Here is a 13,702-nt window from a genome sequence, read left to right as displayed (position 1 = left end):
TGTTGATGGTCCTTCCGTCTATGCCGGTCTCCTCCCACGAGACCGGAATCCATCGCCCCCCACCGACGCTACCACAAGGCGCCGCCGGTGATCTGGATGTTTTCCATGGTGATCCCCCTGGCGAGGTCCGAGCAAAGGAAGACGGCGAGCGCCGCGATTTCCTCCGGCTGCATCATGCGCCCCTGGGGATTGCCTTTCCTGAACTCGTCCATCAGTTCCTCTGCGCTGCGGCCCTTGCCTTCGCGCTCGACGACCTGCGCCACGTTGCGGCGCATCAGCTCGGTCTCGACCCAGGTCGGACTGATCATGACGCAGGTGACGCCGTGTGCCGCGCCTTCGAGCGCCACGCAACGCGTCAGCCCGAGCAGGCCGGCCTTGGATGCGCAGTAAGCAGGATTGTCCTTCCAGCCGACGGAAGCCGCGGTCGAGCCGATGTTGACGATGCGGCCCCAGCCGCGTTCGATCATGCCGGGCAGGACCGCGCGGGTCGTACGGAACGCCCCGGTGAGATTGGTGTCGACGATCTTATCCCAGAGCTCGTCGGAATGGCCGCAGACCGGTTGCTCGGCCGTGGTGCCGGCGGCGTTGACCAGGATGTCTGCCGGACCGACTGCCGCCTGGGCTTCGGCAAAGAAGAGATTGGTGAGCGCGCTGTCGCGCACGTCGAGATGGGCGGCGTGCGCCTTGGTGCCGTGGGCGGCCAGCGCTGACTTGACGCGCTCGATCTCGTCGGCGCCGGGATAGTAGGCGGCATCCGCCCTGTCCGCCTGCGGCGGCGCCACATAGGAGCCGACGGCGACATTGGCGCCGGCCTTGGCGAGCGCCGTGGCGATCGCAAAACCCATGCCGGAAAAGCCGCCGGTAACGATGGCGCTGCGGCCGGTGAGGTTGGTCATCGCGAACGCGCTCCGTGTTCACACTGCAAGATAGCCTCCGTCGACAACCATCTCGGAGCCGGTGACGAATTTCGATTCGTCCGAGGCGAGGTAGAGGACCATGTAGGCGATGTCGTTGGGTTCGCCGAGGAAGCCGATCGGATGGCGCGACAGCGCCTTCGCCTTCTCCTGCTCGAGCGTGCCCAGATCGCGCAGATAATTCTCGGTCTGCGGCGTCCAGATATAGCCGGGGTGGATCGAATTGCAGCGGATGCCGTAGCGCTGCTCGGCACAGTGTACGGCCACCGCTTTGGTCAAGGTGCGCACGCCGCCCTTGGAGGCGCAGTAGGCGGCAAGATCCGCCTCGCCGATGACGCCGTCGATGGAAGAGAGATTGATGATCGATCCGCCGCCGGATTTCTTCATCAGCTTGATGCCTTCCTGGCAGCCGAGGAAGACGCCGTCGAGGTTGATCGCCATGGTGCGCCGCCATTCGGCCAGTGAGGTGTCCTCGATGTTTTTTGCGATGGCGATGCCGGCATTGTTGACCAGCACGTCGAGCCGGCCGAAGCGCTGCTCGATCGCCGCCATGGCGGCAGACCAATCCTCGGGCTTCGAGACGTCATGGCGCAGAGCCAGCGCTTCGCCGCCGCCCCTGACGATCTCGGCCGCCGTGTGGGTCGCGAGGCCCTCGTCGATGTCGCTGACGACGAGCCTGGCGCCTTCCGACGCCAGCAAAAGCGACGACGCCCGTCCGAGGCCGAGACCGGCCCCGGTAACGAGCGCCACCTTACCTGCGACGCGGCCCATTTGCGGCATCAGCCTCCTTTGTTCGACGGCTCCAGCGGCTTGCCCAGCCAATCGCGATAGAACCCTTCGAGATCGGGCTCGAAATCATGCACGATCGGATAGCCGGGCGCGGCCGCCTCGACCTCATGCAGCGTGCCACATTCAGGGCAGATGAATTCGCGGATCTCCATCCAGTCCGGATCCGGCAGATCGCTGTTGGGGTAGATCTCGCGCAGCGTCTCCTCGCTGTCGCGCACGATGATCGCCGCCTTCAGCTTCCAGTTCTTGCGATAATCGCCGAAGGAATGGCCGCATTCGCATTTCGTCACCCGCTCGTCGCCGCTCTGGCAGATGAAGAGATGGTCGCCGACCGGAAGCAGGATCGGATCGCTCCAGCCGACGCGGTCCTGCAGCACCGAGACATATTTGAAGAAGCGGTCGTCGTCCTTGTAGGCGCTCATGATGCGGCGCGTCTGCGGCCAGGGCAGCGTGCCGGCAACCAGGTCGGCGATGACTTCCTTGCTGTATGAGGTCATGGTCCCTTACTCCACGCCGAAGGTCGATTTGGCGTCGACATCCCAGAAGGTCGAAAAATCCTTGGTGAAGCGCGGCGAAAGCTTGATCGCGCTGACATACATCTTCCTCACCTCGGGCGCGAAATCGGCCGCCTTCACCCGCTCGCGCTCCTTGGCGATCCACTCCGAAACCGGCTTTGCACGAGCCAAACGTCGCGCCCGCATCTCGGCACGATGGCGGTTGGTGGCCTCCAGATTGGCGACCGGGAAGCCTTCCTCGTCCTCATCGAGCACGATGCCGAAGATGCCTTCGGCAGCCTCCTTGGTGAGGAAGCCGTTCTCGACATCCCAGGCGGTCTTGACCGGATCGCGCTCGAGCACATCGCCGTAACCGCCGCCGCCATTGTAGGAATGGGTGAAGACGTCGCCGGTTTTGTGGGGTGCTGTGATGTATGGCCCTTCGAGCGTCACATGCTCGCCTTCCAGCCGCATTTCCAGCTCCGAGCGGTACGGGTTGGTGCCGGTGTGGTGGGCCAGCGGCGCGCCATTTTCGGCCAGCTCGAAGATGTTGCTCTCGCGCACTGCGCGGTGCTTCTGGCAGGTCGGCGCCGGATAGCCGCCGCAAAGCCCGCCATTGTCGAAGACGCGCGAGGAATGTTCGGACGTGACCAGCCTGAGATGATCGGTCTTGCTCACCAGCCAGGTCGACAGGAAGGAGCAGCCGCCGCGATATTTGCCGGCGCCGCCGGAGTTGGGGACGATGGAGCGGCCGATATAGAGCATCGGCATGTTCTGTTCCCATATCTCGATGTTGCCCATGTCGGATTCCGGGTTCCAGCCGACATAGGCGGTGTCCAAGCCGTCCTTGATCGCGAGCGCGCCGGACCCGGCGGCGGCGCATTCGAAATGCGCCATGCCGAAGGGCGTGCCGTATTGGCTGGTGCCCCCCATCTCGATCATCGGGCTGTTGACCTGGCCGACAAAGGCCTCCTCGACGAAGCCGCGGGCGATGAAGGAGCGCGACAGGAGCCGCTGGAAGACGCCATAGGCGGGCAAAAGCAACGCCCAGGAAGTCGCCGTCGCCACCATCTCGTTGTCGGGGTTGGTCCAGGTGCCCTTGGGCAGCTTCAGTTCGGTCGCCATCCAGGCGCCGTCATTAACGAGACCTTCGAAATTCATGTGCTGCGTCAGCGTCACGAACATGCCGCCATCCATGCCGGCCGGCGTACAGTTCATCGAATGGTAGCCCCAGGGCTGCGTGCCCTCGAAGTCCATGACGATCTTGCCGTCGGTGGTGATCTCCATCTCAATCGGCATGTTATAGAGCCAGTCGGGATCGCCGAGCGGCTGGTAGCCGGGCTTGCCCTTGGTGACGTGCCCGTAAAAAGTGTGGCCGCGATAGATGCCGGGCACGGTGAGCTGACGGGTGCGGGCGAGCTGGGCGCGGCGGCCCTCCTCGATGAATTCCTTCGACACCTGCATCCAGTAGTCGAGGCCGATCTCGTCGATCAGCGCCTTGACGCTTTCGCGCATGTCGATGCACGACGCCACCTTGGCCTTCTCGTCCAGCACCCAGTAGATCGGCATGCGGAGATTGCGCTCGCAGCGGATGACGTAGTCGCGCCGAAGCTCGTCATTCTCGCCGACCTTCTCGGCGCAGACGAAGAGGCCCTCGGTGAAACGTTCCTGCGCCAGCGCAACGTCGCCGCCCGGCGTGATGCCGCCGGCTTCGAGCTCGTGGCAGACCGCGCCCGCCCAGCCGACCAGCTTGCCGGAGTGGAAGATCGGCACGACGTCCATCACGTCCGGCACCTGGACGGTGCCGATGAAGGCATCATTGTTGGCGAAGATGTCGCCATCACGGATCTGCGGGTTTTCCTCGTAGCCGTTGCGGATCATCCATTTGATGAACCGGCTCATCGTGTGCACATGCACCATGATGCCGTTGGAGAGCGCGATCGCGTCGCCTTCCGGCGTGTAGATCGCGACGACCATCTCGCCGACCTCGCGCACGCCGGGCGAGGCGGAGATACGCCGCGCCATCTCGCGGGCCGATACGCAGTAGGCGCGCAATTTGGTGTGCAGCGTCTCGAATTTCAGCGGATCCTGGTTGCGCAGCTTGAGTTCGGTGATGCCGTCATAGCAGCCGGTCTCGTCCATCAGCCGTTCGGATTCGAGCAACCTTTCGCGGATGCGCAGCGCAGAGGCGGGTTTGTCCAGCATGGCGTTCGCCCTTCTCAAGCGTGGGTGTAGTGCAGCAGCGTCCATTCATCGACATGGACGCGATCCTGCGGATGGACGACGAGCGTCGTCGCCGGATGTTCGATGATGGCGGGGCCGACAACCTCGTGGCCGGGTTGCAGCAAGTCCATCTCGTAGAGATTCGCCTTGTGCCAGCGGCCCCCGATATAGGCCTCGCGCACGCCCTTGTGGGCGGACGCCGGATCGGATTTGCCGAGCGGCCGCTTGACCAGCATCGGCTTGACCTTGTCGGCGGTGGCGATCAGCCCGAGCTCGGTGATCGAGAAGCCGGCCTCGCCATAGCGCGAGACGCGGTGGTTGACCTTGGCATAGACCGCCTCGAACTCGGCGATGACCTTGCGCATGTCGTCGGCCGAACGAACCGCCGACAGCGGCGCCATGACCTCGACGTCCTCGAGCTGGCCGGTGTAGCGCATCATCAGGAACGGCACGGTCTTGATCTTGTCGTGGCTGTGGCCGTCGGCGATCATTTCGTCGACCGCAGCCTTGGTGAGATCGTCCCAGACATTGGTCACCTTCTTGCCAAAGGTCTGCAATTCGTCATCGCTGGCGCGGGCGCCGATGTCGATCTGCGTCGACACCGAATGGCGGCGCATGAAATCGGCCGTGGTGCAGCCGAAGGCCGAGAAGGCTGCGGCGAACTGGAAGGTGATGATGTCCTTGAAGCCGATGCCCCTGGAGCAGCCGGCGAGATGCAATGGCCCCGAGCCGCCATAGGACAGAAGCGTGAATTCCGAGGGGTGAATGCCCTGGCCGGAGATGACGCGGCGGAGCGCATTGTTAGCGTCGGCCTCCAGCATGTCGATCATGCCTTCGGCAGCTTCCTCGACACCGACGCCGAGAACGCGGGCGCATTTCTCCTCGAAGGCTTTGCGCGCCTTCTCGACCTGCAGCACGACCTTGCCGCCGAGGAAGTAATGCGGGTTCAAGCGGCCGAGGATAGCATCGCAATCGGCGATGGTTGGTTCGGTGCCGCCCTTGGCGAAGCAGATCGGGCCGGGATCGGAACCGGCGCTTTCCGGTCCGAGCGAGACTTTTCGGGTCAGCGGGTCGACCTTCAGGATCATGCCGGCGCCAGCGCCGATCGTGTCGAGATGCAGCGTCGGCACGTTGAGCTTGAAGCGGTCCATCAGCGGTTCGTTCTCGATCCGCGTCTGGCCGCGCGTGATGACGCCCATGTCGAAGGACGTGCCGCCCATATCCGAGCAGATCAGCGAGTCGTTGCCAATCAGCTTGCCGACATAGGCCGCGCCGAGAATGCCGCCGATCGGCCCGGAGATCATCGTCTCGTGCAGGCGCGGATGGTCGATCGAGGTCAGGCCACCGAAGGAGAGCAGCGTCTGCACGCCATATTTGAAGCCGTATTTCTTGGAGACGTCCTCAATGCCCTTGAGCTGCTTGCGGCCGCGCGAAGTGGCGTAGGCCTCGATCAGCACCGAGTTCAGCCGCGACTGCTCGCGGATGACCGGACGCACCTCATGGCTGGTGTAGACGAGGATGTCGGCGCCGGCGGTGGCGATCTCCTCGCGGCAGATCTCGGCAATGCGTTTCTCATGCGCCGGATTGACGTGAGAGAAGATGGTCATGATGCAGATCGCCTCGACCTTGTCGGCAATCAGCTTCTTGGCGGCCGCATGCACCTCGTGCTCGTAGAGCGGCAGGACGACGTCGCCGAACTGGTCGATGCGCTCGGTGACGCCATGGGTGCGGCGGCGCGGCACCAGCGGATCGGGATGGTGATGGGTGACCGCATGCAGGCGGTCGGCATAGGAATAGTCGGCCCAGGCCTGCAGGCCGCGGCCCATGAGGATCATGTCCTCGAGGCCCTTGGTGGTGATCAGCCCGAGCTTGCGGCCGGTGCGCGACAACAGCGTGTTGAGCATACCGGTGCCGGAATAGAGCACGACATTGACGCCTGAGAACAGGTCCTGCAGCGAGATGCCCCAGGCATCGGCCGCATCCTCGGCGGAGGCGAGGAAGCCCTCGGCCTCGTTCTTCGGCGTGGTCGCCGACTTGCCGATCTTGAAGTGGCCGTCCTGATCGACAAGGATCGTGTCGGTCATGGTGCCACCGGCGTCGATGCCGATGACGATTGGGTTGGTGGTAATCTGGTCCACGGGTCGCTTTCCCTTGCCGAGAGTGACCGCAGGCTAGATTCCCAAAGCCGGATCGCGCCATATGCCTAAAGACACAATGACGCTTGGGCCGGGTTCGCCGAGAAAAGGGCATGCGCATGGGCAACATCTGGGCGCCGCTGGCCAAGGCGATCGCCGCCACCGGCACCGACCGGCATGTCGACTGCCTGATCGACCTGATCGGCGCCGACATCGCGCATGACCTGGTGACGGTGACGCGCTACTCGGCGACCAAGACGCCGGAATTCGTCAAGCACCGGCGCTTCTCCGACGAGATGGTGCGGCGCTATCTCGACAATTACTACGTCTTCGATCCGTTCTATGCCTCGTGGCGCAGCCAGCGCCGGCTAGGCATCATGCCGCTGAAAGGCCTGGCCAATGAGGAGGCCAAACGCGGGCAGTACATAGCCGGTTTCCTGGCGCAGTCGGAAATCTGCGACGAGGTCGGCATCATGCTGGCCGATGGCGGCGACTGGTGCCTCGGCATCTTCCTCGACCGCTCGACGGTGTCGTTCAAGGACAGCGAGATCGCGCTGCTCACCGAGCGATTGCCGGTGTTCGAGGCGCTGCATGCGCTGGACATCAAAGCACGCGGCTCAGACTTCTCCCGCACCTCGGCGCCCAGTGGTCCCGGCGCCTCGCCGCAGCAGAAGCCCAGAGTTCCGGAAAGCCTCTGGCCCGAGCTTTCATCGCGCGAGCGCGAGTTGGTGCAGCTCATCCTCGCCGGCCATCCCACCGCCAACATTGCCGAGCGGCTCGGCATCACCGTCGGCACGGTGAAGAACCACCGCCGCCGCATCTATGAAAAGCTCGACATCACCACCGAGCGTGAATTGTTCCTGCAGTTCTTCCAACATCTGGGCCCAGCAGCGTAGCTGACATCGGTCAGGAGCAGCGAATCGCTGAACCGGATCGATTCAATGCTCTTGCGGCCGGATATCGGTTCTGAGCCAGATCACAATGCGAGAATAATGTCCGTTCTTGAAGGTTCGCTGCCCTAAGCTGCCGGCCCGCTTGCGGCCCAAACGCCAACCGCAGCTTATCCTTTGACTTCCGGGGTTGAAACGTCCCTACAGGTTTAGTCGCTGTAAATCTCTCGACCTCGACAAGAACTGACCGCGCGGACGGACCTTGCCCGAGGTGAGAGGTACCTTCATCGCTAGTAAGCTCGGAAGAGAAATCATGTTGACGCTCTGCCGATTGTGATACGGCGCGGCATTCGGCCTGGGTGGCTTGTCACCGGCCTGACGCTTGGAACGAGCTGGTCAGAGATCGGCCGGATATAGTGGCTCTATCAAGCCGGTCGCCGCTGCCCGTGGGGCACGATCGGGTCACTGTGTCCGCCAGTCATACTCTTGCCGGAACCCAAGGACGTCGCGCAGCTTCCGGTTGGAGATCGGTCCCTCAAATGCGTCCATGGCGCGGGTGACCGGTATGTTGGGCACATGCTTCCTGAGAAACTCCGCCGTCGGCAATTCAGACACGATGGTGTCGTTGACGGCGTTGAATATCTGGAATCCCAACCCGTCCCTCTCGACGCACAGGTCGACGATCTGACCGAGATCGCGCACGTCCATATAGGTCCAGGCGTCGCGCCGCCGCTTCGAGGGATCGGCCAGGAATTCCGGAAAGCGGGCATAGTCCTTCGGCTCGACGACGCCACCGATCCGCAGGGCATAAATGTCGGCTCCCGTGCGGGAGGCGAAAGATCGTGCGATTTTTTCGCCGAGCAGTTTGGAGAGGCCGTAGCTGTCGGTCGGATCGACGTCGTAGTCCTCATCCACCGGAAACGATGAGAAGTCGCGTTCGCCTTCGGCAAAGCAGACGCCATAGACCGTTTCGCTGGAAGCCGTGACGATCTTGCGGATACCGAGCTTGGTGGCGGCTTCGATCACGTTGTAGGTCGACTGCACATTGGCGGCGAACATGGCGTTGTCCGGCCGCAGGAATATCCGCGGCAGCGCCGCGAAATGGACCACCGCATCGACCGGCCGGCGGCCCTTGCCGCCGAAATATTCGTTGAACCCGAAATGCAGCGTCAGTGCATTGTAGGCTTCGCCGGCATCCGCAAGGTTGGTAATAACAGTATCGACCCCGGGCATGTCCAACGGCGTCAGGTCGAGGTTGAGAACATGATGCCCGCGCTTTAGAAGGTAAGGTATGACGTGGCGGCCGATCTTGCCGCTGCCGCCGGTGAAAACGATCCGCTTGCCCATGGCCTCCTCCTGACGGTCTCTTTTTGCCGAGCAGCGCAGCGCCCGGCCAGAAGAGTCTTCATCCGATCATCCGCTACTCAAAAATGCCGAAGCCAGGAACCGCGTGCTTGCACACACCATCCATGTCGAGCTCGACGCCGATGCCGGGAACGTCGGACACCGCGATATGGCCGTCCTCGACGATGGACCTTGCGCCGTCCGGCAGGCGGACATAGCTGTCCCACGCGTCCCGTTCCTCGAGCGCGTGCCATTCCAGCACCAGGAAGTTCGGCACGCTGGCGCAGACATGGCATGTCGCCATCGTGCCCAGCGGCGTCGACACAAGATGCGGCGCGAAGGGCACGTAGTACATCTCGGCGAGGTTGGCGATCTTGCGGCTTTCGGCGAGGCCGCCGCATTTCGGCACATCGGGCATGACGACGTCGGCGCCGTAATTCTGGAACAGCTCGCGAAAGCCCCAGCGCAGATAGAGGTTTTCACCGACGCAGATCGGCGTTTTCGTACGCATTCTGATCTGCTTCAGAGCCTCGACATTTTCCGCCGGGATCGGCTCTTCGAGCCACAGAAGATTGAAGCGCTCCATCTCGGCGGCGATGCGGCTGGCGCTCAGCACGTCGTAGCGCGCATGCAAATCGATGCAGAGATCGATGTCGGGGCCGACCGCTTCGCGCACCGCCGCCACACGCTCCACCATGAAGCGGAGTTCCGCGCCGTTGATGGTGTGGTTCATCCGGTCGAATTTCGTTGGATGGTGCAGATTGTCGATGTCGAACTTGAGCGCGGTGAAGCCCTCCTCAACCATGCGGCGCGCGCGCGCCGCACAGCCCTGCGGCGATCCCGATTCGTCATCGCCGTCGCCGCAATCCGCGTAGAGCCTTATCCGGTCGCGGAACTTGCCGCCGAACATGCGGTAGAGCGGCTGGCCGGCGGCTTTCGCCGCCACGTCCCACAGGGCCATTTCGAGCCCGGTGAGGGCGATGAGAAAGACGCCGGCCTGCGCGCCGGAAAACACGTGATCGCGGCGGATCTTGTCCCAGCAATATTCGACATTGCGCGGATCCTGGCCGATCAATTCCGACTTCAGTTCCGAAATCAGCCCCACGATTGCGGCGGCACCTGCATCGGGGTTGGCTTCGCCATAACCGGAGATACCGGCGTCCGTATCGATCCGGATCAGCGTCGCCTTGCCGTGATAGGCGACGACCGCTGTCTTGATATCCACGATCTTCATCGGATCCTTCTCCCCGTAATGGCGTCGCACTTTACAGCACACAATTCTGGCTAAATGCCAACTTGTCTAATAAGCATACAAGATTGCCGAATGAGGCGTAAACCCCCTTTGAGAGATTTTGCGTCAGCCGGCTTCAGAACCTCCCGCCTTACCTTGAATTATTTGGGAATTTGCGGTTTTTGGCGACGAATTGCGATTCCCGGAGAATGCACTTGTTAGACGAGTATATAAGCGTATAAATTTGGTAACGGCAGGGCCATGGCCCATATATGCCGCCAATCGGGAGGAACAGGATGCAACAGCGACAGCTGGGATCGTCGCCGGTCAAGGTATCGGAAATCGGACTTGGGACTTGGGGCATGTCGGGCGCGTTTTGGGGCGCGGCCGACGATAAGGAATCGATCCGGGTGATCCGACGCGCGCTCGAGCTTGGCATCACGCTAATCGATACGGCCGAGGCCTATGGACACGGCCATGCCGAGGAAGTCGTCGGCGAGGCACTGGCCGGCCGCCGCGACAAGGCCGTCATCGCGACCAAGGTCGCGCCCAATCATCTGGAACCCGCCGCGATAGAGGCGGCGCTCGACGGTTCGCTGAAGCGCATGCAGACAGATTATGTCGACGTCTATTTCGTCCACTGGCCGAACTCGGAGTTTCCGATCGGCCCGACCATGGAGATGATGGAGCGGCTGCGCGCGTCAGGACGGATCAAGGCGGTCGGCGTCTCGAATTTCAGCACCGCCGACATGGACAGCGCCCGCCAGCATGGCGTCATCGACGTGCTGCAGCCGCCCTACAACATGCTCTGGCGCGAGGTTGAGGCCGAAACGCTGCCTTATTGCCGCAAGCACAATATCGGCGTCATGCCATACAGCGGCCTGGCTCAGGGACTGCTCACCGGCACGCTGTCACCGGACACGAAATTCGTCGAGGGCGATGAGCGGCGCACAACGGTGCTGTTCCAGCCGGGCACCTATGAGCGGGCGGTGAATGCCGTCGACCTCCTCAAGCCGATCGCGGCGCGCTACGGCAAGACGGTTCCGCAGCTTGCGATCCAGTGGCTCACCAGCAGGCCGGGCGTCAGCTCGCCGCTGGTCGGCGCCCGCACCGTCAAGGAGCTGGAGGAAAACGTCGAGAGCGCCGGCTGGACGATTTCCGACGCGGACATTGCCGCCATCGACAGGATCACGGCCCCGATCTGGGCGGAAATCAAGGACAAGGGCGACATGTTCGGTTTCCGCGCACGCCAGCGCCAGGAACAACAAGCGAAGAGGGCCTAGGGGCCCCTCTCAATTCACGCCGTGTCCTCCCGGCACGCTGCGGCGCGGCCAGCGCAAATGCTGGCTGCGCTGCTTCTTCACCGAGGCAAGCCGACCGCGGTGGTTTTCTTGAGGTGCCGGCGCATCGCTTCTTCGGCTCGCTTTTCATCGCGCGCCACGAGCGCCTCGTAGATTGCCCTGTGCATTTCGGTCGCGGAGGGAAGCGCATGGGGCATCTGATTGCTGATGCGCCTGCTTGCCATCTGCCACCATCGGGACGAATACATGAAACGGTCGAGAATCCTGTTCTGCGCCGCGCGGCAAATCTCCATGTGGAAATCCAGATCGAGCTTCAGATAGGCATCCGGATTGTCCTCGCTGGCCGACATCGCCGCCAGCAAGGTGCCAAGACGCTCGAGGTTTTCCTTGGTCATATGCTTGGCCGCGATGGCGGCGATGGCCGGTTCGATGATGATCCGCGTGGCGTGCGCTTCGGCCAGGATTTCGCGCATCTGCTCGTGCGGCAGCCAGTCGATGAGCAATGGGCTGAGATAGTCCCACTCCTCGGCTGGACGCAGCACCACGCGCCGGCCCTGCGCGATCTCGATCATATCGAGCGACGCCAGGATCTTCAGCGCCTCTCGCGCGACCGCGCGCGAGACCCCGAACTCCTGAAGGATCTGCTGTTCCGAGGGCCCCTGGGCGCCGGCGACACCGCTGGCGGCGATGCGTCGCGCCAGCACACCAGCTACCTGCTTGGGCAAAGTTTGAAGCTTGACCTCGACGGTGTCCATCATTAACATCCACTTGTCTGATAAGCTTATAGGCTGATAGCTAGATATGCAGTCAACTTATCTCATAAAAACGCTCACTAGCCTATAACACGGCCTGCGGAAAGGGATCGAGCGGTGTCCAGTCGCCGTGCCCTGTTGCCGCTGTCCGAGATCAAGATCGATACGCCTTAGCAACTGAGGCGTGTTGGAGCGCAAGTGCCCGATCGCCCGGAGGCTCGCAGGCGTCGTCCGGGAACCCATACAGGCAGTCTCGCCGCGGGAGGAGCACGCCGGCGGACTGTCGAGGGCGAAAGTCGTCGGCCGTCCCTGGACGGACCGATCCATCAAACCAGGAGGAGATTGTGATGTCCGGAACCTTATCGAGACGCAAATTCCTTGCCGCGAGCGCGGCGGTGACGGCCGGCTCGCTTGCGGCGCCGTGGGTTGCCAGGGCAGACGCTAAAGAGATCACCGCATTGCTGATCACGGGCGGCCCGCTCTATCCCAAATATTGGGAGAAGATCGTCCAGGACTTCACCGCCAAGACCGGCATCAAGGTTCGCTACGACCTCCTGGAATTCACGCCCCTGACGGCAAAGGTGGTCACGTTGAGCGCGGCACGGTCGAGCCAGTACGATGTCTACAGCACCCACACCGCGCAGATCGATTCCTACTTCAATCATTTCGCGCCGCTGAACAGCTATTTCAGCGACTCCGAGCTGGCAGACTTCTATCCCGTCGCGGTTAAATACCTGCGCGATCCCAAGACCGGAAATCTGGCGGCGATTCCGCGCAACATGGATGCGCGCGTTCAGTATTACCGCAGCGACATCTACCAAGAGAAGGGCCTGAAGCCGGCCGGAACCTGGGAAGAACTCGTCGATGTCGGGCTAAAACTCACTGGCAACGGGCACTATGGCCTTGTCGTGCCGGGGCAGGGGGACCCCGCCCAGCGCACCTTCAGCGACCTGCTTTGGCAGGCAGGCGGCGACTGGGTCGACCAGGCCAACAAGCCGGCGTTCAATTCCGAAGCCGGCATCAAGGCGCTCACCTTCTATCGCGATCTGATCCAGAAGCACAAAATCGTGCCGCCCGACGCGGTTGGCTATCAATGGAACGAGAACTCGACCGAATTCTCGTCCGGCACGGTCTATGCCACTTTCGATTGGCCGGGCGCCTTCGCCACCCTTTCCAATCCGGAAACCTCGCGCGTCGTCGGTAAATGGTCGACAGCGCCCTATGTGCGGGACAAGGCGGCGATCTCATGCGCCATCTCGCATGCCATGGCGCTGAACGGCCAATCCGAACGCAAGGAACCCGCCGTCGAGTTCATCAAATACACGGTCAGTACCGACGCCCAGCGGCTCCAGTTCGACCAGTTCACCAACTTCCCGAGCAGCCGGAGCCTGGCCAAGGAAGTGATCGCCGCGGCCAAGGGTCCGCAGGCCACTTGGCTGCAGCAGCTCGAGACGACGATCGCGAACGGCAAGGAATGGCCCAAGCTCGCCGGGTTCTCGAAGGTCTGCACCTTGATGTTCTCGGCCATCGAGCAAGCCCTGTCCGATCAGGTTTCGCCCGCCGACTCGCTCAATCAGGCGGCGACGGAGGCGGAAGAGATCATGCGCCGGGCCGGAGCTTACGACTGAT

At 62.7% G+C, this 13,702-nt stretch carries 11 protein-coding genes; 3 read left to right on the top strand and 8 right to left on the bottom strand.

The window, feature by feature from the left end; genetic code table 11:
• Positions 1-68 precede the first annotated feature (68 nt).
• Genes LB515_RS04710 through LB515_RS04690 form a run of 5 tightly spaced genes read right to left on the bottom strand, consistent with a single transcriptional unit; the run spans position 69 to position 6,558 of the window.
• Complete coding sequence (locus LB515_RS04710; RefSeq protein ID WP_224706899.1) at positions 69-896, bottom strand: SDR family NAD(P)-dependent oxidoreductase; 828 nt, start codon at positions 894-896, stop codon at positions 69-71.
• A gap of 18 nt (positions 897-914) precedes the next feature.
• Positions 915-1,685 carry a glucose 1-dehydrogenase gene (locus LB515_RS04705; protein WP_224706898.1) on the bottom strand — a complete coding sequence of 257 codons (771 nt, stop codon included), beginning with the start codon at positions 1,683-1,685 and terminating at the stop codon, positions 915-917.
• Positions 1,686-1,693: 8 nt separating this feature from the next.
• Positions 1,694-2,200, bottom strand: a complete 507-nt coding sequence (locus LB515_RS04700; RefSeq protein WP_095768577.1) for an acetone carboxylase subunit gamma — start codon at positions 2,198-2,200, stop codon at positions 1,694-1,696.
• A 6-nt stretch (positions 2,201-2,206) separates the two neighbouring features.
• Positions 2,207-4,402 (bottom strand): hydantoinase B/oxoprolinase family protein, encoded by a 2,196-nt coding sequence (locus tag LB515_RS04695; protein WP_224706897.1) that lies wholly within the window; start codon positions 4,400-4,402, stop codon positions 2,207-2,209.
• Positions 4,403-4,416: 14 nt separating this feature from the next.
• Entirely contained in the window at positions 4,417-6,558 is a 2,142-nt protein-coding gene (locus tag LB515_RS04690) for a hydantoinase/oxoprolinase family protein (protein ID WP_224706896.1), read from the bottom strand.
• A 110-nt stretch (positions 6,559-6,668) separates the two neighbouring features.
• On the opposite strand from LB515_RS04690, the gene LB515_RS04685 reads away from it, so the two are divergent.
• Positions 6,669-7,451, top strand: coding sequence for a helix-turn-helix domain-containing protein (locus LB515_RS04685; RefSeq protein ID WP_224523141.1), 783 nt, complete (start codon positions 6,669-6,671; stop codon positions 7,449-7,451).
• 456 nt (positions 7,452-7,907) lie between these two features.
• Here the strand turns inward: LB515_RS04685 and LB515_RS04680 are convergent, their stop codons facing one another.
• On the bottom strand, positions 7,908-8,792 hold the full coding sequence (locus LB515_RS04680) for an NAD-dependent epimerase/dehydratase family protein (RefSeq protein ID WP_224523139.1): 885 nt from the start codon (positions 8,790-8,792) through the stop codon (positions 7,908-7,910).
• 73 nt (positions 8,793-8,865) lie between these two features.
• Entirely contained in the window at positions 8,866-10,023 is a 1,158-nt protein-coding gene (locus tag LB515_RS04675) for a mandelate racemase/muconate lactonizing enzyme family protein (protein ID WP_224523138.1), read from the bottom strand.
• Positions 10,024-10,316: 293 nt separating this feature from the next.
• Between LB515_RS04675 and LB515_RS04670 the strand changes: the two genes are divergently transcribed.
• A complete protein-coding gene (locus tag LB515_RS04670) occupies positions 10,317-11,303 on the top strand; it encodes an aldo/keto reductase (RefSeq protein ID WP_224706895.1) in 987 nt (328 codons plus the stop codon).
• A gap of 77 nt (positions 11,304-11,380) precedes the next feature.
• Here LB515_RS04670 and LB515_RS04665 read toward each other — a convergent pair whose 3' ends face one another.
• Positions 11,381-12,076, bottom strand: coding sequence for a FadR/GntR family transcriptional regulator (locus LB515_RS04665; protein WP_224523134.1), 696 nt, complete (start codon positions 12,074-12,076; stop codon positions 11,381-11,383).
• Positions 12,077-12,420: 344 nt separating this feature from the next.
• Between LB515_RS04665 and LB515_RS04660 the strand changes: the two genes are divergently transcribed.
• Positions 12,421-13,701, top strand: a complete 1,281-nt coding sequence (locus tag LB515_RS04660; protein WP_224706894.1) for an ABC transporter substrate-binding protein — start codon at positions 12,421-12,423, stop codon at positions 13,699-13,701.
• The last annotated feature ends 1 nt before the right edge of the window (position 13,702 follow it).

The organism is Mesorhizobium sp. CA15 (genome assembly GCF_020165215.1).
In the GTDB taxonomy this organism is placed as follows: Bacteria; Pseudomonadota; Alphaproteobacteria; order Rhizobiales; family Rhizobiaceae; genus Mesorhizobium.
The sequence above is the reverse complement of the archived record's forward strand: the minus strand, read 5'-3'. Positions and strand labels throughout refer to the sequence as shown.

What these genes read in the sequence shown, in the direction of transcription:
- LB515_RS04710 (WP_224706899.1), bottom strand. Translation starts at nt 896, where the DNA reads ATGACCAACCTCACCGGCCGCAGCGCCATCGTTACCGGCGGCTTTTCC.
- LB515_RS04705 (WP_224706898.1), bottom strand. Translation starts at nt 1,685, where the DNA reads ATGGGCCGCGTCGCAGGTAAGGTGGCGCTCGTTACCGGGGCCGGTCTC.
- LB515_RS04700 (WP_095768577.1), bottom strand. Translation starts at nt 2,200, where the DNA reads ATGACCTCATACAGCAAGGAAGTCATCGCCGACCTGGTTGCCGGCACG.
- LB515_RS04695 (WP_224706897.1), bottom strand. Translation starts at nt 4,402, where the DNA reads ATGCTGGACAAACCCGCCTCTGCGCTGCGCATCCGCGAAAGGTTGCTC.
- LB515_RS04685 (WP_224523141.1), top strand. Translation starts at nt 6,669, where the DNA reads ATGCGCATGGGCAACATCTGGGCGCCGCTGGCCAAGGCGATCGCCGCC.
- LB515_RS04680 (WP_224523139.1), bottom strand. Translation starts at nt 8,792, where the DNA reads ATGGGCAAGCGGATCGTTTTCACCGGCGGCAGCGGCAAGATCGGCCGC.
- LB515_RS04675 (WP_224523138.1), bottom strand. Translation starts at nt 10,023, where the DNA reads ATGAAGATCGTGGATATCAAGACAGCGGTCGTCGCCTATCACGGCAAG.
- LB515_RS04670 (WP_224706895.1), top strand. Translation starts at nt 10,317, where the DNA reads ATGCAACAGCGACAGCTGGGATCGTCGCCGGTCAAGGTATCGGAAATC.
- LB515_RS04665 (WP_224523134.1), bottom strand. Translation starts at nt 12,076, where the DNA reads ATGGACACCGTCGAGGTCAAGCTTCAAACTTTGCCCAAGCAGGTAGCT.
- LB515_RS04660 (WP_224706894.1), top strand. Translation starts at nt 12,421, where the DNA reads ATGTCCGGAACCTTATCGAGACGCAAATTCCTTGCCGCGAGCGCGGCG.